The organism is Bradyrhizobium sp. USDA 4341, assembly GCF_054063755.1.
Genome location: NZ_JBSSGO010000002.1, coordinates 3,012,505 through 3,031,582, shown reverse-complemented (window position 1 = coordinate 3,031,582; position 19,078 = coordinate 3,012,505). Strand labels below are relative to the sequence as shown.

Genomic DNA, 19,078 nt, shown 5'->3' with positions numbered 1-19,078 from the left:
GCGCTGCGCGCGGGGGCGGAGCCATGAATCTCTCAAAATTCTTCATCGACCGGCCGATCTTCGCCGGCGTGCTATCGATCCTGATCTTCCTGGCCGGCCTGATCTCGCTGCTGGCAATGCCGATCTCGGAATATCCCGACGTGGTGCCGCCGTCGGTCGTGGTGCGTGCGACCTATCCCGGCGCCAATCCGAAGGTGATCGCCGAGACGGTCGCGACCCCGATCGAGGAGCAGATCAACGGCGTCGAAGGCATGCTCTATATGTCGAGCCAGGCGACCACCGACGGCGCGATGACGCTGACGGTGACGTTCCGGCTCGGCACCGACCCCGACAAGGCGACCCAATTGGTGCAGAACCGCGTGCAACAGGCCGAGCCCCGCCTGCCGGCCGTGGTGCGCCAGCTCGGCATCATCACCAAGAAGAGCTCGCCCGACCTCACCATGGTCGTGCATCTGCTGTCGCCGAACAACCGCTACGACATGACGTATCTGCGCAACTATGCAGTGCTCAACGTCAAGGACCGGCTGGCGCGGATCGACGGCGTCGGCGACGTCCAGCTCTACGGCGCCGGCGATTATTCGATGCGAGTCTGGGTTGATCCGCAGAAGGCCGCCGAGCATGGCCTGACCGCAAGCGACGTCGTGCGCGCAATCCAGGCCCAGAACGTCGAGGCCGCCGCCGGCGTGGTCGGCTCCTCGCCCAGCGTCAAGGGCCTCGACCTCCAGCTCTCCGTCAATGCCGAGGGGCGGCTGTCGACCGAGGAACAGTTCGGCGACATCGTGGTGAAGACCGGTTCGGCCGGCGAGGTGGTGCGGCTGCGCGACGTCGCGCGGATCGAGCTCGGCGCCTCCGAATACGGCCTGCGCTCGCTGCTCGACAACAAGCAGGCGGTCGCGATCCCGATCTTCCAGGCGCCGGGTTCGAACGCGCTGGAGATCTCCGACCATGTCCGCGCGACGATGGCCGAGATCAAGAAGAACATGCCGGAAGGCGTGTCGTACCAGATCGTCTACGATCCGACGCAGTTCGTGCGGTCCTCGATCGAAGCCGTTATCCACACGCTGCTCGAGGCGATCGCGCTCGTCGTGCTGGTCGTGATCCTGTTCCTGCAGACCTGGCGCGCCTCGATCATTCCCTTGATCGCGGTCCCGGTGTCGATCGTCGGCACCTTCGCGGTGATGCATGTGTTCGGCTTCTCGATCAACGCGCTCAGCCTGTTCGGCCTGGTGCTGGCGATCGGCATCGTGGTCGACGACGCCATCGTCGTGGTCGAGAATGTCGAGCGCAACATCGAATCCGGCCTGTCGCCGCGCGACGCCACCAACCAGGCGATGCGCGAAGTGTCCGGCCCGATCATCGCGATCGCGCTGGTGCTGATCGCGGTGTTCGTGCCGCTCGCCTTCATCTCCGGCCTCACCGGACAGTTCTACAAGCAGTTCGCGCTGACGATTGCGATCTCGACCGTGATCTCGGCGATCAACTCGCTGACGCTGTCGCCGGCGCTGTCGGCGCTGCTCTTGAAGGGGCATGACGAGCCGAAGGATTGGCTGACCCGGGGCATGGAGAAGTCGCTGGGCTGGTTCTTCCGCGGCTTCAACAAGGTCTTCACGAAGTCCTCGGAGAATTACGGCCGTACGGTTACCAAGGTGATCTATGGCAAGGCGGTGGTGATCGGCCTCTATGTGCTGCTGATCGGCTTGACCGGCGTGCTGTTCAAGCAGGTGCCGAGCGGCTTCGTGCCGGGCCAGGACAAGCAGTATCTGGTCGGTTTTGCCCGGCTGCCTGACGGCGCCACGCTCGACCGCACCGAGGAAGTGATCCGCAAGATGAGCGACATCGCGCTGACCCAGCCGGGTGTCGAGAGCTCGGTGGCGTTTCCCGGCCTGTCGATCTCCGGCTTCACCAACTCCTCCAACGCCGGCATCGTGTTCTCGACCTTGAAGCCGTTCGACGAGCGCAAGGATCCGTCGTTGAGCGGCCCGGCGATTGCGGCGGCGCTCAACAAGAAATATGCCGGCATCCAGGATGCCTTCATCGCCATGTTCCCGCCGCCGCCGGTCAACGGCCTCGGCACCATCGGCGGCTTCAAGCTGCAGATCGAGGACCGCGCCGGCCTCGGCTATGAGGCGCTGAACGACGCCACCAAGGCGTTCATGACGGCGATGCAGAAGGCGCCGGAGATCGCCGGCGTGTTCTCGAGCTTCCAGGTCAACGTGCCGCAGCTGTTCGCCGACATCGACCGCACCAAGGCGCTGCAGCTCGGCGTGCCGGTCACGGAGGTCTTCAACACGCTACAGATCTATCTCGGCTCCTACTATGTCAACGACTTCAACAAATTCGGCCGCACCTATTCGGTCTATGTTCAGGCGGACGCGCCGTTCCGCGCGCGTGCCGACGACATCAGGCAGTTGAAGGTGCGCTCGTCGTCCGGTGACATGGTGCCGCTGTCGGCGCTGTTGAAGGTCCGCCAGAGCGCGGGTCCGGAGCGCGCGATCCGCTACAACGGCTTCCTGTCGTCGGACATCAACGCCGCTGCGGCGCCGGGCTTTTCGTCCGGCCAGGCGCAGGAGGCGGCGACACGGATCGCGGCCGAAACGCTGCCGCCGGGCTTTGCCTTCGAATGGACCGACCTGACCTATCAGGAGTTCATCGCCGGCAACTCCGGAATCTGGGTGTTTCCGCTCGCGATCCTCCTGGTGTTCCTGGTGCTCGCTGCGCTCTATGAGAGCCTGGCGCTGCCGCTCTCGATCATCATGATCGTGCCGATGGGCCTGTTGGCCGCGATGTTCGGCGTCTGGCTGTCGAAGGGCGACAACAACGTCTTCACCCAGATCGGCCTGATCGTGCTGGTCGGATTGTCGGCCAAGAACGCCATCCTGATCGTCGAATTCGCGCGCGAGCTCGAATTCGCCGGGCGCTCCCCGATCCGCGCCGCGATCGAGGCCAGCCGGTTGCGGCTGCGGCCGATCCTGATGACGTCGATGGCGTTCATCATGGGCGTGCTGCCGCTGGTGCTGTCGACCGGCGCGGGCTCGGAGATGCGGCGCGCGATGGGCGTCGCGGTGTTCTCCGGCATGATCGGCGTCACCGTGTTCGGCCTGTTCCTGACGCCGGTGTTCTATGTGCTGCTGCGCACCGTCACCGGCATGAAGCCGCTGACGCAGCACGGCGAGGCGACCATCCCCGGAAAAGCACACGCGGCATGATGCCGCGTGTGTGTAAGCCTCGTGTCAGTTTGAAGAGGATCAAGCTGCGATATCGAGCAGCAATTGTGACGAACCGCGGACCAGCACCTTGCGGCCCGCGGGCGTCAGTTCAAACGAATCTCCTCGCACCGCAACATAACCGAGCGTGATCAGGCTCTCGACGGCGAACCGGTTCAGCCGTGAAGGGTTTGCTGCGGGAGCCCGCAACGCTTTCAACGCATCCCACTGATCGGGTCTGAGTTCGAATTCTTCGCTCATTGGTCCAGGCACTCCAGAAGTTCTTGGCGTGCGAGATACAGAGCGCAGATGAATTTCGTGCGACCACAACGAGTCAGGATTTCGATTTATGTGGACACGCCGTCACATCGCCGTGTCATTGGAATACTTCAAGTTTTTCGAATCATTGTGGCGCATTGCCACGTGATGCCGTCACAGTGATTAACCGCACATCGTCACACAGGCTAATCGTCTCGATTAACCAGGTTAATCACCTCGATTAACCGGGCCAATCAGGTGGATTCGCCGAGTTAACCGCGCCGCACGCTGGCGCCGCCATCGACCGGCAACGTCACACCGGTGACGAAATTGGCCTCATCCGAGGCGAGGAACAGCGCGGCGTTGGCGACGTCCCAGCCGGTGCCCATCTTGTGACGCAGCGGCACCTTGCTGTCACGCTCAGCCTCAACCTCGGCGCGGCTCTTCTTGAATTCGCGTGCGCGCGTGTCCACCGCCATCGGCGTGTTCATCAACCCCGGCAGGATCACGTTGGCGCGAATGCCATATTGCGCATTCTGGTAGGCGAGCTGTTCGGTGAAGGCGATCATCGCCGACTTGGTCGCCTTGTAGGCGACGTAAGGATAGGTCGTGATTGCGGCCATCGACGAGATGTTGATGATCGAGCCGCGCTGCTGCTTGCGCATGATCGGGATCACATGCTTGGCGGCGAGGATACAGCTCTTCAGATTGATCGCCACGCAGCGGTCGAACGCTTCCTCGGTGATGTCGAGCAGCTCGGCATCGCCGCCGGAGAGGCTGACGCCGACATTGTTGTGCAGGATATCGACGCTGCCCCAGCGGCCATGCGCATCCGCCACCATCGCCTTGATGTCGGCATTCCTGGTGACGTCGGCCTTGAAGGCGACAGCGGTGCCGCCCTTGGCCGTGATCATATCGACGGTTTCCTGCGCCGATGCCAGATTGTGATCGACGCACAGCACCTTGGCGCCTTCGCGCGCGAAGGTCAGCGCGGTGGCGCGGCCGTTGCCGATGCCCTCGCCGGGGCTCTGGCCGGCGCCGACGACGATGGCGACGCGATCTTGCAGGCGCATGTCACTTCACTCCCGGGATCGGGTACTGCTGCAGTACCTCTTTGTAGGCTGGCTCGTTGTCGATCTGCATGGTGGCGAGCACGCGCACCACGGCGCAGTAGAACGCGATCGTCAGCACCAGATCGGTCATGTGTCCGTCGGACAGCTCTCGCTTGATCTCGGCGAAGGTCGCCTCCGACATCGCGAGCTCGCGCACCATCTCGCGGGCGCCCTTGAGGATCGCCTTTGCCAGCGGCTCGAGTTTGGACGGCTTGCCCTCGGTCTCGGCGATCAGGCCCTGGATGTCCTCGTCGGTGACGCCGAACTCCTTGCCGATCTTCACATGGTGGGTGAACTCGTATTCCGACTTCTCGAGCCAGCCGACCTGCAGGATCGCGAGCTCGCGCAGCCGCGGATCGAGCTTGCTCTTGAAGCGGATATAGCCGCCGATGCCGTTGAAGGCGCGCGCCATGTCCGGCGAGTTGACGAGGAGCTTGTGCAGATTGGTGTTGCGCTTGAGCATGTCGCGATATTCGGGGGCGACCTGATCGGCTTCGAGATAGGGCAGGCGGGCCATTGTTGTTGTCCTTGGTTCGGCGGCTTGCGAGGAGGTGGCTAAAGCGCGATGCGATTGGGTTGAATCGTCATCGCGCTTTAGTTCGTTGTTTGAGCATGGTCTTTTCGGAAAACCGCTTCGCACTTTTCCGGATCATGCTTTAGCGCTTCAGCCGTAGAGGGCTTTGTGCTCGCGCTCGTAGTTGGCGTAGGAGTCCTTCATGCTGGCGCCGTTGAGCAGCATGGTCGCGACCACGGCGCCATCGGCATCGAACACGGTCGAGCGCACCCACATGCTCTCGGTGCGCTTGCTGCCCGAGAGCGCCACGACCTCGCGCTCGACCCAATAGGTCTCGCCCGGGAACAGCGGCCCGCGCACAAGCCGGATCTCCTGATCCGCGAACAGCCCGACAGCGGGACCGCGGACCGGCAAGCGGTCCTCGCGGGCGCGGTACTGGAACAGCACGCTCAGCATCTCCATCGGGATGATGGCGCGGCCCCAGGGATTGTACTCCAGCGAATAATAATCCGACGGCTCGGTGATCACCTTGAGCTTGTCGGCCAGCGAGAACGGATAGAGATCGCCCATGTTCTGGTCGAAATCCATCTTGATCGCCTGCCGGGCCGTCTTCATGCCGACCTTGATGTCGGCGAGGATCACAGGATCGGTCAGCGGCTTCAATTCGCCAAGCCTGTGGCTAAGCGCCGTCTCGGTGCCGTCACCGTCGATCGAGGCGGTGCCGCGCAGGATCTCGGTGCCGTCGCGCTTGATCATCCTGATGGTGCAAACGGTCTGGCCCGGCTTCGGCTTCTCGATCTGGGCTTGCACCTCTTCGCCTTCGAACACCGGATTGCGGTAATGCGCGGACAGGCACCCGGTCATGAACCAGGCCCGCCCCCAGATCCGCTCGCACAGCGGCGCGAACTGGCTGAAATGGGTCGGTCCCTCGATCGTGCCGCCGCGGAAGCCGAGCTTCTGCGCGGTTGCATCGTCGTGAATCGAGGCGTGGGCGTCGTAGGTCTGGGCCTGAAGCATCTGCTTCGGGCTGCGCCAGGGACCCACCAGCAGATTGCCGTTCTCCACGATTTCCGTCGTGAATGCGGATTCGACTTTAATCATCCTTGGTCTCCCTTTGCGCGCCACCGTTTCAAAGATGCCGGGGTTCGGCAAGCCTCGCAGAGCAACAAGGCCTCGCATGCGCAACATGAGATATGTGCTGCGGCCATGGAACGGGGCTGTTCATGCATAACAAAATCAGTGCATGCTGATGCATGATCATGGGCAAGAGAATGAGACCGGCTCGGACCGGCGTGACCTGATCGGCGGGGAGCCTGAAACTGATGGCGTTGATGGAAGTTGGACTGGACGACAAGTACCGGTTGGATACGAAACGAATCTTCCTCTCCGGTACCCAGGCTCTGGTCCGATTGCCGATGTTGCAGCGCGAACGCGACCGCGCGCACGGGCTGAACACCGCGGGTTTCATCTCCGGTTACCGCGGCTCGCCGCTCGGCATGTACGACCACGCGCTGTGGCGGGCGAAATCGTTCCTCAGAGAGCATGACATCGCCTTCGTTCCCGGCCTCAACGAGGACCTGGCGGCAACCGCGGTGTGGGGCAGCCAGCAGGTCGGCATGTTCCCCGGGGCCAAGGTCGATGGCGTGTTCGGCATCTGGTACGGCAAGGGCCCCGGCGTCGACCGCTCGCTCGACGCGCTCAAGCACGCCAATTCCGCCGGCACCTCGCCGAATGGCGGCGTGATCGCGCTGGCCGGCGATGACCATGGCTGCCAGTCCTCGACGCTCGCACACCAGAGCGAACAGGTGTTCGCCTCGGCGCTCATGCCGGTGGTCAATCCGGCGACGCTGCAGGATTATCTCGACCTCGGCATCCTCGGCTTTGCGCTGTCGCGCTATTCCGGCTGCTGGGTCGGCTTCAAGGCGATCTCCGAGACGGTCGAAAGCTCGGCCTCGATCGTCAGCGATCCCGATCGCATCAAGATCATCATGCCCGACGATTTCGAGATGCCGACGGGCGGGCTTTCGATCCGCTGGCCGGATCCGCCGCTGGATGCCGAGCGCAGGCTGCACGGGCCCAAGATGGAGGCGGTCGCGGCCTTCGCCCGCGCCAACCGGTTCGACCGCATCGTGCTGGATTCCAAGCCGGCGCGGCTCGGCATCATGGCGACCGGCAAGGCCTATCTCGATCTGCGCCAGGCCCTCGCCGATCTCGGCATCACCGACGCTGAGGCGCAGGCACTGGGCCTGCGCATCTACAAGGTGGCGCTGACCTGGCCGCTCGAAGCGCGCGGCGCGCGCGACTTTGCCGAAGGCCTGCAGGATGTGCTGGTCGTCGAAGAAAAGCGCGGCTTCATCGAGGACCAGCTGGTCCGCATCCTCTACAACATGGACGCCTCCAGGCGCCCCTCGGTGGTCGGCAAGCGCGACGAGAGCGGCGCGCCGCTGCTGCCGAGCGAAGGCGAGCTGACGCCGACCATGGTTGCCGCCGCCGTGGTGGCGCGGCTGCGCAAGCTCGGCCACCGTAGCCCGCTGCTGGAGCAGCGTCTGGCAAAACTCGAGGCGTTCGATCGCCCGGCCGAGGGCACGGGCACCGCGAAGCTGCAACGCACGCCGTATTTCTGCTCGGGCTGCCCGCACAACTCGTCGACCAAGATTCCGGAAGGCAGCCGCGCCATGGCCGGCATCGGCTGTCACGGCATGGCGCTGTCGGTGCCGAACCGCAACACCCAGACCATCTCGCATATGGGCGCGGAGGGCGTGAGCTGGATCGGGCAGGCACCGTTCACCAGCGAACAGCACGTGTTCCAGAATCTCGGCGACGGCACCTATACGCATTCGGGCTTGCTGGCGCTGCGCGCGGCGGCCGCGGCCGGCGTCAACATCACCTACAAGATCCTCTACAACGACGCGGTCGCAATGACCGGCGGCCAGCCGGCCGAAGGCGGCTTCACGGTGGCGCAGATCGCGCACCAGGTCGCGGCCGAAGGCACCAAGCGGCTCGCGATCGTCTCAGATGATCCCGCCAAATATCCCGCCAATTACTTCCCGTCCGGCGCCACCATCCATCATCGCCGCGAGCTCGACGCCGTGCAGCGCACCTTGCGCGAGATCGAGGGCCTCACCGTCCTGATCTACGACCAGACCTGCGCCGCCGAGAAGCGCCGCCGCCGCAAGCGCGGGCTGTTTCCCGATCCGGCCAAGCGCGTCTTCATCAACGAGCGCGTCTGCGAAGGCTGCGGCGACTGCTCGGTCGCGTCGAACTGTGTCTCGGTGCAGCCGCTGGAGACCGAGCTCGGCCGCAAGCGCCGCATCGACCAGTCGAACTGCAACAAGGATTTTTCCTGCATCGAGGGCTTCTGCCCGAGCTTCGTGATGGTGCAGGATCCCAAGCTGCGCAAGGCCGATCGCACCGCCGCCGATCCCAAGGCGCTGTTCGCCGATCTGCCGGCGCCGCCCGCGGCCGCACTCAGCAACCCCTACAACATCCTGATCACCGGCATCGGTGGCACCGGTGTCATCACCATCGGGGCGCTGCTCGGCATGGCCGCGCATGTCGAGGGGCTCGCCTGCTCGACGCTCGACTTCACCGGCCTGTCGCAGAAGAACGGCGCGGTCATGAGCCACGTCCGGCTCGCGCCCGCGTCCGACATGCTGACCACCGTGCGCATCGCGCCGGGCAATGCCAATTTGATCCTCGGCTGCGACCTCGTCGTCGCGACCAGCGTTCCGGCGCTGAGCCGCGCCGAGCGCGGCGTCACCCGCGCGGTGGTCAACGCCGACCTGTTGCCGACCGCAAGCTTCGTGATCGATCCCGATATCGACTTTGAAGCCAGCTCGATGCGCGACGCGCTGAACGGCGCGGTGAGACCTGATGATCTCGACATCCTCGATGCCACCGGGCTTGCGACCGCGCTGATGGGCGACAGCATCGCGACCAACGCCTTCATGCTCGGCTTCGCGTTCCAGCGTGGCGCGATCCCGCTGTCGCTCGAGGCGATCCTGAAGGCGATCGAGCTCAACGGCGCCGCCATCGAGATGAACAAGACCGCGTTCTCGTGGGGGCGGCTCGCCGCGCATGATCTGCAGCGCGTGGTCAGCGCCGCGCGCTTCAAGAACGCAGGCGCCGCACCGGCCAAGAAGACGCTCGATGAGGCGATTGCGTTCCGCGCCAAGTTCCTCACCGACTATCAGGACGCGGCCTACGGCAAGCGCTATCTCGACGACGTCGCGCGCGTCCGCTCCGCCGAAGCCGCGGCAGCGCCGGGCTCGCAGGACCTGACCGAAGCCTTCGCAAAGGGCCTGTTCAAGCTGATGGCCTACAAGGACGAATACGAAGTGGCGCGGCTCTATTCGGACGGCGAGTTCAGCAAGGCGCTGAGGGAGCAGTTCGAGGGCAATTCCGGTCTGAAGGTCCTGCTGGCGCCGCCGCTACTGGCGCAGCGCGATCCCGTCACCGGGCGCTTGCAGAAGCGCGAGTTCGGGCCGTGGATCTTCAAGGCGTTCGGCCTGCTGGCGGGGCTGAAGGGCCTGCGCGGCACCGCGCTCGACATCTTCGGCTACACCGCCGAGCGCAAGATGGAGCGCGCGCTGCCGGTGGAGTATGCGGCGATGATCCTGCGTCACCTCGACGGCAAGAGGCCGCTCGATTTGCCGCGCCTAGTGGCGCTGGCGAAGGCTGCGGACCTCGTGCGCGGCTACGGCCACATCAAGGAAGGCAACGTCGCCCGCTACCGCACCGAATGCGCGCGGCTGGAGCGTGCGATCGGCCAGCCGCTGGCACAGGCGGCGGAGTAGGCTGGAGCGTATTCGAGCGAAGTGCCTACCGGTTCGCGTGAAGAAAACGCGTCAAAACAAGAACCTAGAAACCCGTTCCGATACCATCGGAACGGCGCTCCAGGTGGCGGGCAGCGGAACTTTCCACGACCGCCTTGGTTGACCGGTAACCCTGCCCGTAAGCCGTGGCTGGATTCGCGCGGCCGGGCTCCTACATGATGGCTGTTCTGTTCGAGTGATTTCAGGAGGCCCTTTGATGGTCCTGAAAAGCGCTTTTGTTGCAACTGTTTGCACCGCGTGCCTGGCGTTGGGTGGCGTGGCGTTGGCTGACGACTATCGCCCAAGCGAGTTCTTCAGCCTCGATCTCTCGCGGGCCGTGCTGTCGCCGAAGCCGCTTGGCCCGCCGGCGCAGTTCGAGCCGGTTCCGGTCGAGGCGAAGACCGACCACGGACCTGATCAGCGCGCCAGTGTCGAACCGAAGGTCGAGCAGCCGAAAGTCGAGTCGCAGAAGGCCGTGCGGACAAGCAGGGTAACGGCACCGCATGAACGCAAGCGCGCAGTGGCGCAGGTTCCCGCCCGCGCCAAGCTCGCGCGGCGCCATTCGAATCCGCTCGACGCGGAAGCCCGCGACACCAGGATCCAGACCTGGCCATGCCGCACCGGCGGCATCTGCAACTGGCAGCGGTGAGAGTGCCCGCCGCGCCTGTGCTCTCTCGAAGTGCGCCAATCCCAAACCCGTCATCCTGAGGAGCGCGCTCTTGCGCGCGTCTCGAAGGATCGACGGCCCGTCTTTGGCCGATTCATCCTTCGAGGCTCGCTCCGCTCGCGCCTCAGGATGACGGGATTAGCATCGAGTGCTCGGCGTTCTGCGCTGTTCCGATCTCCATATCTCCCGAGTCATCCCGCCGTCGCAAAACCGTCGGCGTAGAGTCAAGAAACCGTAAGGGCGGAGTCAAACAGCGCAGGCAAAACCTTCGTTGCGATTCGACGAAGGTTACTCGATGCCGACAGCGATCTCCGCGAGGGGGCGAGGCCTGACAAGGCGCCAGCTTCTGGTGCGCTCGGCATCGACGGCCGCGCTGGCAGGATTGGGCGCGCTGACAAAGCCCTATCTGAGCCGCGCCGCAGATCGGCCCGCGATCGCGGGCATCCAGTCCGGCGACGTCGCCAGCGATTCCGCTGTGATCTGGGCCCGCGCTGATCGCGCCGCGCGGATGCGCATCGAATGCGCCGCGGTCGAAAGCTTCGCCACCATCCTGCGCACAGCGTCGGCCGACGCGCTGCCCGAGCGCGACTTCACCGCAAAACTGCTGCTCGACGGCCTGCCGCCGGGTCAGGACCTGTTCTATCGTATCCATTTCGAGGATCGCGACGGGATACCCGGCGAAAGCCGCATCGGGCATTTCCGCACCGCGCCGGTCGACCGCCGCTCGGTCTGTTTCGTCTGGTCCGGCGACGTCGTGGGGCAGGGCTGGGGCATCGATCCCGCGCGCGGCGGCCTGCGCAGCTACCGCACCATGCTGAACGAGCGCCCGGATTTCTTCATCCACTCCGGCGATCACATCTATGCGGATTGCACGGTGCCGTCGGAGCAGACCTTGCCGAACGGCGAGGTCTGGCGCAACATCGTCACCGAGGAGAAATCGGTGGTCGCGCACAGCCTCGACGAGTTTCGCGGCAACTACAAATACAACTGGCTCGACGAGAATTTCCGCGCCTTCCATGCCGAGGTGCCGATGTTCGCGCAGTGGGACGACCATGAGGTGGCCGACGACTGGTCGCCAGTCGGCACCGCCGATGCGACCGGCTACGATACCGACGGCACCTCGCGCCTGGTGGCGCGGGCGCGGCGCGCCTTCCATGAATTCATGCCGATGCGGCTGATGCCGGATCGCGACGGCCGGGTCTATCGCAAGATCGCCTACGGGCCGCTGCTCGACGTCTTCATCATCGACATGCGCTCCTATCGCGATTCCAGCTGGAACAAGCAGGGCGATCCGGACCAGGCGTTCATCCTCGGCGAGAGCCAGCTCGCCTGGTTGAAGCGGGAACTGGTGGCGTCGGATGCGACCTGGAAGGTGATCGCTGCGGATCTGCCGATCGGCCTCGTCAGCCTGGACGCCGTCGCGCTTGGCGACGGCCCGCCGGAGCGGCGCGAGCACGAGATCGCCGATCTCTTGTCCTTCATGAAGCGCGCCGGCATCCGCAACACGGTGTGGCTCACCGCCGACATGCACTACACCGCCGCGCATCATTATGATCCGAACCGCGCCGTGTTTCAGGAGTTCGAGCCGTTCTGGGAATTCGTCTCCGGCCCGCTGCATGCCGGCACCTGGTCGCCGGGCGAGCTCGACAACACCTTTGGGCCGAAGGCGATGTACCAGAAGGGCTGCTCGGCCGAGCAGGGCGACAATCTCGCGCCGTGTTTCGGCCTGCAATTCTTCGGCCGCGTCGGCATCGACGGCAAGACCGGCGTGATGAGAGTGACGCTTAAGGACGTCGACAACCACGATCTCTGGTCGGTCGACATCGAGCCGCGGCCGGATGCGCGGCCCGGCCAGATCATGGCGCAACATATCTAGGCTCGCGAAAGCCGTCGCGACATCTTGATTGCCAGCGGCTTGCCCGAAGGCCCGGTTTGCGGGCAGACTGGTATCGGCAGTCCTGCCAATTTCATTCCCACCAGACGATTTGCTGGCGTGACGTCGTCGATGACATCGGCGGCCCACGCGTCAGGAGCTATCCATGGACAATCTGCAGACACAGGGCATCAGCCTGCCGCAGCTCGGGCTCGGCACCTTCCGCATGCAGGGCGATGCCTGCCGCGCGGCGGTCGAGAGCGCGCTCGGGCTTGGGTACCGGCATATCGACACCGCCGAGATGTACGGCAATGAGGAGGCGATCGGGGCCGCGATCGCGGATTCGAAGGTCGCGCGCAAGGACCTGCATGTGACCACCAAGGTCTGGCACGAGAATTTGGCGCCGGATGGGATCCGGAAAGCGTTCGACACCAGCCTGAAGAAGCTGCGGCTCGATCACGTCGACCTCTATCTGGTGCACTGGCCGTCGCGGAGCATGAAGCTTCCCGCGGTCTTCGAGACGCTGATGAAGCTGAAGCAGGAAGGCCGCACCCGCGCGATCGGCGTCGCCAATTTCACCACCGCACTGCTCAAGACCGTTGTCGAGGACATCAAGGCGCCGATCGCCTGCAACCAGATCGAATATCACGCGATGCTGGACCAGACGCCGGTGCGGAAATATCTCGCCGCGAAGTCGATCCCGCTGGTGGCCTATTGTCCGCTCGCCCAGGGTCGTTTCGCAACCGACGAGACGCTGGCGAAAATCGGCAGCAAGCATGATGCGACCGCAGCGCAGGTGGCGCTGAAATGGTTGCTCGACCAGGATGGCGTTGCGGCGATTCCGAAAGCCTCGCGTGCCGAAAGCCAAAAGGCCAATCTCGACGCGCTGAAGGTCAAGCTCGACGACGATGACCGCAAGGCGATCGCTGCGCTGCGCAAGGACATGCGCTGCGTCAATCCGGGTTTTGCTCCGGCGTGGGACTGAGTCCCGCGAGCACCTGATAACGATGTAGAACAAGAAAATGGCTCCGCGAGGAGCCATTTTCCGTTGTGTCGGTCTTTCGTCTGTGCCCGCGCTTAATAGCGATCCCGCCTGATCACCACCGCGCGGTCATGGTCGTGATGCCAGCCGCGATGCCAACCACGGTCATGGCGCATCTCGGCACGTGCGCCCCAGCCACGATCCATGTGATGATGGCCGCCGCGCTTGATCACGACAGTTTCGGCGCTCGCGATCGACGGAACGGCCACTGCAAGCGCACCGATCGCCGCAAGAACAAAACCAAATTTTTTCATCTCATCCTCCTCAAATGATGCGAGGAGGAAACCGTGCAGGCGTCGAAACGTTCCTCAGGAACCGCGGGAGTTTTCTGAACGCCTGTTCAGCAACTGTCCCGGGCAACGCTCGCCGTGCGTTCGCTGCATAGCCGATGCGTGAGCGTTGCCGCCTCTTTCGGCGGTCTTGCCTATCCTCGGCGTCCGACGCATCATCGCGCCACAAAATCAATGTTCGGGGGGACGTTGCCGTGAGCGAATTTTCACGCCGGGATTTTCTAAAGGGTACAGGATCGGCCGCTGCTGCTGTCATCGCAGGACCGGCCGCTGCGGCGATGGGGCCGGACGACAAGTTCGATCTCGTGATCAAGGGCGGCGACGTGATCGATCCCAGCCAGTCGCTGCGCGGCAAGCGCGACATCGGCATCCGCTGGGGTCTGATCGAGGCGATCGAAGACGAGATCCCGGCCGCGCGCGCCAGCAAGACCATCGACGCGTCGGGCAAGCTCGTGATGCCCGGCCTCGTCGATCTGCACTGCCACGTCTACCCTTACGGCTCGGCGATAGGCATTCCCGCCGACGAGCTGGTGCAATTCCAGGGCACCACGACGGTCGTCTCGGCCGGCGATGCCGGCGTCAACAATCTCGCGGCGCTGCGGCGCTTCATCGTGGCGCAGTCGCGGACGCGGATCTATGCCTTCGTCCATATCGCCAACAACGGCCTGTCGGCCTTCCCGGTGGCCGAGCTCTACAACATCGACAATGCGCAGGTCGAAGCCTGCGCGATGGCGCTCGCCGAGAACCCTGACTTCCTGATCGGGGTCAAGGTGCGGATGTCGGAGAACGTCATCTTCAAGCACGGCGTCGAGCCGCTGAAGCGCGGCATCCAGGCCTGCGAGATGTGCGGCTGGCCGGCGCGGATGATGGTGCATATCGGCGGCGTCGAGACCAGGGAGTTGATGTCCGACATCCTCGACCTGCTGCGGCCGGGCGATATCCTCACCCACGCCTATTCCGGCGCGCCGAACATGTCCGGCGCCTTCACCAACATCGTGCAGGACGGCAAGCTGCTGCCGGCGGCGCTCGCGGCCAAGCAGCGCGGCGTGCTGTTCGATGTCGGCCATGGCGGCGGCAGCTTCGATTTCACGGTGGCCGAGGTCGCGATCCCCGCGGGCTGCACGCCCGATACGATCTCCTCCGACATCCACGTGTTCTCGGGCAATTCGCCCGGCATTCCGTTCCTGCCGAACGTGATGAGCAAGTTCCTGGCGATGGGCTCCTCGCTGGAGCAGGTGGTGGCGATGGCGACCTCGGTGCCGGCGCGGATCATCAATCGCACCCCGAAGATCGGCACGTTGCAGCGCGGTGCGCCCGGCGATGTCGCGATCATGGACCTCGTCGAGGGCCCGGTCTCCTTCGTCGACACCCGCAACAACAGACGCGACGGCAATCTGCAGCTGAAGCCGGTGCAGACCGTGGTCAACGGCGTGCCGTTCGGCCGGCCCTATCAGGCACCATTTTCGGTGAGGTGAGGATGGTTGGTGCAGAGACGTGGATTGCTTCGTCGCTGCCGCTCCTCGCAATGACGTGGAGAAAGATCACCGCGTCATTGCGAGCGAAGCGAAGCAATCCACCTCGCCGCGAGCGGATCGCTAGCCGCGCTTCTCGACATTGCTGCTGCGCGCCGGCACGCCGAACTCCTTGCGGCACACTTCGGCCAGCACCGCGACGCCCTCGCGGATCTGCTCGTGCGAGGGGCTGGCGAAGCAGAGGCGAAGCCGGCTGCCGGAATGCGCCTTGCTGGTCGACCATTCCGGTCCCGGATTGATCGAGACCCCGGCGGCGAGCGCCGCCTGATAGAGCTTCATGGTGTCGACATGGTCGGGCAGCTTGACCCAGAGGAAGATGCCGCCCTTGGGCGCCTCGAACTCGGCCGCGGTGCCGAACTGCTCGTTCAGCGCCTCCATCAGCGTGTCGAGCTTGGCGCGCAGGCCCTTGGTCAGCCGCGGCACGTGGGTCGCAAAATGCGGCGCGCAATATTCCGAGAGCACCATCTGCTCCAGCGCGCCGGAGCCGGCGTCGGTCTTCAGCGGCAGCATCCGCGACATGATTGCCCAGGGCGCGACGATGAAGCCGACCCGCAGCGCCGGCGCGATCGATTTCGAGAACGAGCCGATATGGATCACACCGCCATGCTTGCTCATGGCATAGATCGCCGGCGGCCGTTCGCCGTTCCAGATCAGATCGGCATAGCAATCGTCCTCGAAGATCGGCACGCCGTATTCCTTGGACAGCTTCAGCATCTCGGCGCGGCGGCTTTCGGGGAGGATCGAGCCGGTCGGGTTCTGCACGGTCGGGATGGTGTAGATGTATTTCGGGGTGATGCCGCGCCGCTTGTGATCGGCGAGCGCTGCGGCCAGCGCATCGATCCGGATGCCGTCGCCATCGAGGGGAATGCCGACCGCGTTGACGCCGAGCCGGGTCAGCCGGTTCAGCGAGCCCTGATAGGTCTCCTGCTCGATCAGCACGGTGTCGTCCTTGGCGAGCAGCGTGTGATTGACCAGGTCGAGCGCCTGCAGCGAGCCGGAGACGATCATGATCTCGTCCGGCGTGCAGGCAATGCCGGCATCCCGCTTCAGCTTCTCGGTGAGGAACTGGCGCAGCGGCAGATAGCCCTGCGGCCCGTGCGCGAGGTTGTAGGTCGCGAGATTCCTGCCCTCGCGCTTCAGCACGGCGTTGACCGCCTCCAGCAGCCCGTCGACCGGGACCTGGTCGGGATCGTTGTTGCCGCCGACGAAGCTGTATTTGGCGAGCCCGGTCCAGCGCGCGGCCGGCGCAGGCAGGCCGGCCGGGAGCAGCGGTGCAAAGTCGAACTGGGCTGAGATGGACATGGACGTTTCGCTCCGTGTTGTTGTCGTTGAGAAGGCCTGTGGGAGGCGGCCTTCCATGAAGTCAATTCTTGCCGGTCAGCCGGATCGGGCGGCCCTGGCTGATGAAGGCATAGTGCCCGGCGCCGACGCTGCCGACCATCAGGGCCTCGACCGCCGGTTCCGCGATCTCGCCGGCGGCCGCCCAATCGACCACGAAATTCGCGCCGGTGCCGCCGCGGACATCGGTCGTGGCGATCGAGACCTCGACGGTCGCAAACGGTTTTAGCGCGACCGGCGATTTGAGGTAGCTCTCCACCATCCTGCCTGATGTGTCGAAATAGGCGATCCGCTTCAGCACCAGGGGCCTCGTCTCGGAGGCGTTGTGCACGCTCAGCGTCACCGAAAAATCGGCCCTCAGCTTGCCCTGGCTCATCGACACGCTTGAATAGACCGGCACGTAGAATGCACCGGAGGCCGTGAGGCTTTCCGATGGCACCGCCGTCAGCGAGTTCGCAAAATTTTGTTCAATACTTGCCGAGGATTGTGCTAGCGCCTCCGTCATGCGCACGGTGAGCAGGCAGAGCAAAACTGCCAGAAAAATGCCGCCTGCGCGGATGTGACACATTGCTCGGTTGATCCTCACGCCCGGCCCTCTAGGTTGCGGCAACAGGAAGTCTTTGACGCATGCATGAACTCATTCGCGATATCACGCTCTGTATCCTGTTTGCCTGGGGAATTGGGCTGCTCGCCCATTTCTCCCGGCAACCGCTGATACTGGCCTACCTTATCGCCGGCTTTTTCATTGGTCCATTCGGCATGGGCCGGGTCAAGTCCCAGGAATCGATCAGCGTCATCTCCGAGCTCGGCCTGATATTCATGCTGTTCATGATCGGGCTGGAAATCGACCTCAAGAAGATCATCCGTGCCGGCAAGGTCATCCTGTTCGCCGGCGCCGGCGAGCTGATCGGCGGCTGCCTGATCGGCGTGGCGTTCTTTGCCGGGATCGGGCTTGCGATCGGCGGCGGCAAGTTCGATGCGGTCTATCTCTGCGTCGCCTGCGCGCTGTCCTCGACCGTGATCATCGTCAAGGTGCTCTACGAGAAGCGCGAGCTGGACACGCTGCCGGGCCGCATCACGCTCGGCGTGCTGGTGCTGCAGGACATCTTCGCGATCCTGTTCCTGGCGGTGCAGCCGAGCCTGGACAATCTGCAAATCAGCGTCGTGCTGCTGTCGATCGCCCGCGTCGCGGTGCTGGTCGCGACCGCGCTGGTGCTGAGCCGCTACGTGCTGCCGCGGCTGTTCCACCAGATCGCACGCCGGCCCGAGCTGGTGCTGCTCGGAGCGCTCGCCTGGTGCTTCCTGATCGGCGAGATCGCCGAGCGGCTGCATCTGTCGCGCGAGATGGGCTCGCTGGTCGCTGGCGTCTCGATCTCGACCTTTCCCTACGCGCTCGACGTTACTGCCAAAGTGACGACACTGCGGGATTTCTTCATCACGCTGTTCTTCGTCGCGCTCGGCATGACGATCCCGATCCCGGGCTTACAGGTGATCTGGCTCGCGCTTGTGATCGCGGCCTTCACGGTGGCGAGCCGCCTGGTCACGACGTTCACGCCGCTCTATCTGATGAAGCAGGGCCTGCGCGCCAGCCTGCTGCCGGCGATCAATCTGGCGCAGATTTCCGAGTTCTCGCTGGTGGTGATCCAGACCGGCGTTGCCGCCAACCATATCGGGACCGAAACCGCGAATGCGGTCTCGTTCGCCTTCGTGGTGCTGGCGGTGCTCTCGACCTTCGCGATGGCCCGCAGCGACCAGATCGTGCGCGGCCTGATCGGCCCGTTGAAGCGGATCGGGTTGCGTGATCTCGACCATCGACGCGAGGGCGGCGGCGCGTCCGGGCAGGAGGGCGGCCAGGAGGAGGGACATGGCGAAATCCGGCGCATCGTCATCCTCGGCTTTTTCCGTGCCGCGAGCGCGCTGATCAGCCAGATCGAGCGGCAGAACCAGTCGCTGCTCGAGCAGATCAGCGTCATCGACTTTAACCCGCTGGTGTTCCGCACGCTGACCGACCGCGGCATGCATGTGATCTATGGCGACATCAGCAATGTCGATACGCTGGTTCATGCCGGGATCGGCAAGGCCGAGATCATCATCCTGAGCGTGCCGGATTTCCTCTTGGTCGGCGCCGACAATGAGAAGCTGGTGCGCCACGTCCGCGCCCTGAATCCGACCGCGAAGGTTGTCGCCACCGCCGATCTCCTGACCGGCGTCGACGATCTCTACACGGCCGGCGCCGACTACGTCACGGTGACCCGGCTCAGCGACGCCGGCGAGCTTTATTCGGTGATCGAGGCCGCCGACGCCGGCCTGCTCGACGACAAGCGCGCCGAGCTGGACGCCCAGCTCAGCGACCGGCGCGAGGTGCTGCCGTAAAGGAGCTCTCTCTTACCTCTCCCCATCGGGGAGAGGTCGCGCTGAAAGCGCGGGTGAGGGGC

General features: G+C 64.5%; 14 protein-coding genes. 7 read left to right on the top strand and 7 right to left on the bottom strand.

Annotation, left to right across the window (positions count from 1 at the left end):
* The first annotated feature begins 23 nt into the window (after window positions 1-23).
* Window positions 24-3,206 carry an efflux RND transporter permease subunit gene (locus ACVIGB_RS20370; RefSeq protein WP_456721309.1) on the top strand — a complete coding sequence of 1,061 codons (3,183 nt, stop codon included), beginning with the start codon at window positions 24-26 and terminating at the stop codon, window positions 3,204-3,206.
* A gap of 39 nt (window positions 3,207-3,245) precedes the next feature.
* Here the strand turns inward: ACVIGB_RS20370 and ACVIGB_RS20365 are convergent, their stop codons facing one another.
* The 4 genes from ACVIGB_RS20365 to ACVIGB_RS20350 all read right to left on the bottom strand — a co-directional run bounded on the left by ACVIGB_RS20365 (window position 3,246) and on the right by ACVIGB_RS20350 (window position 6,188).
* The gene (locus ACVIGB_RS20365) at window positions 3,246-3,464 is read right to left on the bottom strand and encodes a hypothetical protein (protein WP_076828992.1); all 219 of its coding nucleotides are present in this window, start codon (window positions 3,462-3,464) and stop codon (window positions 3,246-3,248) included.
* A gap of 269 nt (window positions 3,465-3,733) precedes the next feature.
* Window positions 3,734-4,534, bottom strand: coding sequence for an SDR family NAD(P)-dependent oxidoreductase (locus ACVIGB_RS20360; protein WP_456721310.1), 801 nt, complete (start codon window positions 4,532-4,534; stop codon window positions 3,734-3,736).
* A gap of 1 nt (window position 4,535) precedes the next feature.
* A complete protein-coding gene (locus ACVIGB_RS20355; protein WP_456721311.1) occupies window positions 4,536-5,090 on the bottom strand; it encodes a carboxymuconolactone decarboxylase family protein in 555 nt (184 codons plus the stop codon).
* Between the two features lie 147 nt (window positions 5,091-5,237).
* Window positions 5,238-6,188: a hypothetical protein gene (locus ACVIGB_RS20350; protein WP_456721312.1), complete on the bottom strand. Its 951-nt coding sequence runs from the start codon at window positions 6,186-6,188 to the stop codon at window positions 5,238-5,240.
* A gap of 221 nt (window positions 6,189-6,409) precedes the next feature.
* On the opposite strand from ACVIGB_RS20350, the gene ACVIGB_RS20345 reads away from it, so the two are divergent.
* From ACVIGB_RS20345 to ACVIGB_RS20330, 4 genes are all read left to right on the top strand, one after another.
* Complete coding sequence (locus tag ACVIGB_RS20345; RefSeq protein WP_456721313.1) at window positions 6,410-9,883, top strand: indolepyruvate ferredoxin oxidoreductase family protein; 3,474 nt, start codon at window positions 6,410-6,412, stop codon at window positions 9,881-9,883.
* 235 nt (window positions 9,884-10,118) lie between these two features.
* A complete protein-coding gene (locus ACVIGB_RS20340) occupies window positions 10,119-10,550 on the top strand; it encodes a hypothetical protein (protein WP_171948085.1) in 432 nt (143 codons plus the stop codon).
* Window positions 10,551-10,863: 313 nt separating this feature from the next.
* Window positions 10,864-12,444, top strand: coding sequence for an alkaline phosphatase D family protein (locus tag ACVIGB_RS20335; RefSeq protein ID WP_456721314.1), 1,581 nt, complete (start codon window positions 10,864-10,866; stop codon window positions 12,442-12,444).
* 163 nt (window positions 12,445-12,607) lie between these two features.
* Window positions 12,608-13,426: an aldo/keto reductase gene (locus ACVIGB_RS20330; protein ID WP_456721315.1), complete on the top strand. Its 819-nt coding sequence runs from the start codon at window positions 12,608-12,610 to the stop codon at window positions 13,424-13,426.
* A gap of 92 nt (window positions 13,427-13,518) precedes the next feature.
* Here ACVIGB_RS20330 and ACVIGB_RS20325 read toward each other — a convergent pair whose 3' ends face one another.
* The gene (locus tag ACVIGB_RS20325; protein ID WP_092124709.1) at window positions 13,519-13,737 is read right to left on the bottom strand and encodes a hypothetical protein; all 219 of its coding nucleotides are present in this window, start codon (window positions 13,735-13,737) and stop codon (window positions 13,519-13,521) included.
* Between the two features lie 230 nt (window positions 13,738-13,967).
* Between ACVIGB_RS20325 and ACVIGB_RS20320 the strand changes: the two genes are divergently transcribed.
* Window positions 13,968-15,248, top strand: a complete 1,281-nt coding sequence (locus tag ACVIGB_RS20320; RefSeq protein WP_456721316.1) for an amidohydrolase family protein — start codon at window positions 13,968-13,970, stop codon at window positions 15,246-15,248.
* 120 nt (window positions 15,249-15,368) lie between these two features.
* Here the strand turns inward: ACVIGB_RS20320 and ACVIGB_RS20315 are convergent, their stop codons facing one another.
* Window positions 15,369-16,601 (bottom strand): aminotransferase-like domain-containing protein, encoded by a 1,233-nt coding sequence (locus tag ACVIGB_RS20315; RefSeq protein WP_456725122.1) that lies wholly within the window; start codon window positions 16,599-16,601, stop codon window positions 15,369-15,371.
* 67 nt (window positions 16,602-16,668) lie between these two features.
* The gene (locus ACVIGB_RS20310; RefSeq protein WP_456721317.1) at window positions 16,669-17,211 is read right to left on the bottom strand and encodes a DUF3124 domain-containing protein; all 543 of its coding nucleotides are present in this window, start codon (window positions 17,209-17,211) and stop codon (window positions 16,669-16,671) included.
* A gap of 59 nt (window positions 17,212-17,270) precedes the next feature.
* Here ACVIGB_RS20310 and ACVIGB_RS20305 point away from each other — a divergent pair, with 59 nt between their 5' ends.
* Entirely contained in the window at window positions 17,271-19,016 is a 1,746-nt protein-coding gene (locus ACVIGB_RS20305) for a cation:proton antiporter domain-containing protein (protein WP_456721318.1), read from the top strand.
* Window positions 19,017-19,078 lie beyond the last annotated feature (62 nt).

Bases quoted from the DNA above. Each gene is read 5' to 3' on its own strand.
- ACVIGB_RS20325 (WP_092124709.1), bottom strand. From the start codon at position 13,737: ATGAAAAAATTTGGTTTTGTTCTTGCGGCGATCGGTGCGCTTGCAGTG.
- ACVIGB_RS20335 (WP_456721314.1), top strand. From the start codon at position 10,864: ATGCCGACAGCGATCTCCGCGAGGGGGCGAGGCCTGACAAGGCGCCAG.
- ACVIGB_RS20370 (WP_456721309.1), top strand. From the start codon at position 24: ATGAATCTCTCAAAATTCTTCATCGACCGGCCGATCTTCGCCGGCGTG.
- ACVIGB_RS20345 (WP_456721313.1), top strand. From the start codon at position 6,410: ATGGCGTTGATGGAAGTTGGACTGGACGACAAGTACCGGTTGGATACG.
- ACVIGB_RS20360 (WP_456721310.1), bottom strand. From the start codon at position 4,534: ATGCGCCTGCAAGATCGCGTCGCCATCGTCGTCGGCGCCGGCCAGAGC.
- ACVIGB_RS20365 (WP_076828992.1), bottom strand. From the start codon at position 3,464: ATGAGCGAAGAATTCGAACTCAGACCCGATCAGTGGGATGCGTTGAAA.
- ACVIGB_RS20340 (WP_171948085.1), top strand. From the start codon at position 10,119: ATGGTCCTGAAAAGCGCTTTTGTTGCAACTGTTTGCACCGCGTGCCTG.
- ACVIGB_RS20310 (WP_456721317.1), bottom strand. From the start codon at position 17,211: ATGTGTCACATCCGCGCAGGCGGCATTTTTCTGGCAGTTTTGCTCTGC.
- ACVIGB_RS20350 (WP_456721312.1), bottom strand. From the start codon at position 6,188: ATGATTAAAGTCGAATCCGCATTCACGACGGAAATCGTGGAGAACGGC.
- ACVIGB_RS20355 (WP_456721311.1), bottom strand. From the start codon at position 5,090: ATGGCCCGCCTGCCCTATCTCGAAGCCGATCAGGTCGCCCCCGAATAT.
- ACVIGB_RS20305 (WP_456721318.1), top strand. From the start codon at position 17,271: ATGCATGAACTCATTCGCGATATCACGCTCTGTATCCTGTTTGCCTGG.
- ACVIGB_RS20330 (WP_456721315.1), top strand. From the start codon at position 12,608: ATGGACAATCTGCAGACACAGGGCATCAGCCTGCCGCAGCTCGGGCTC.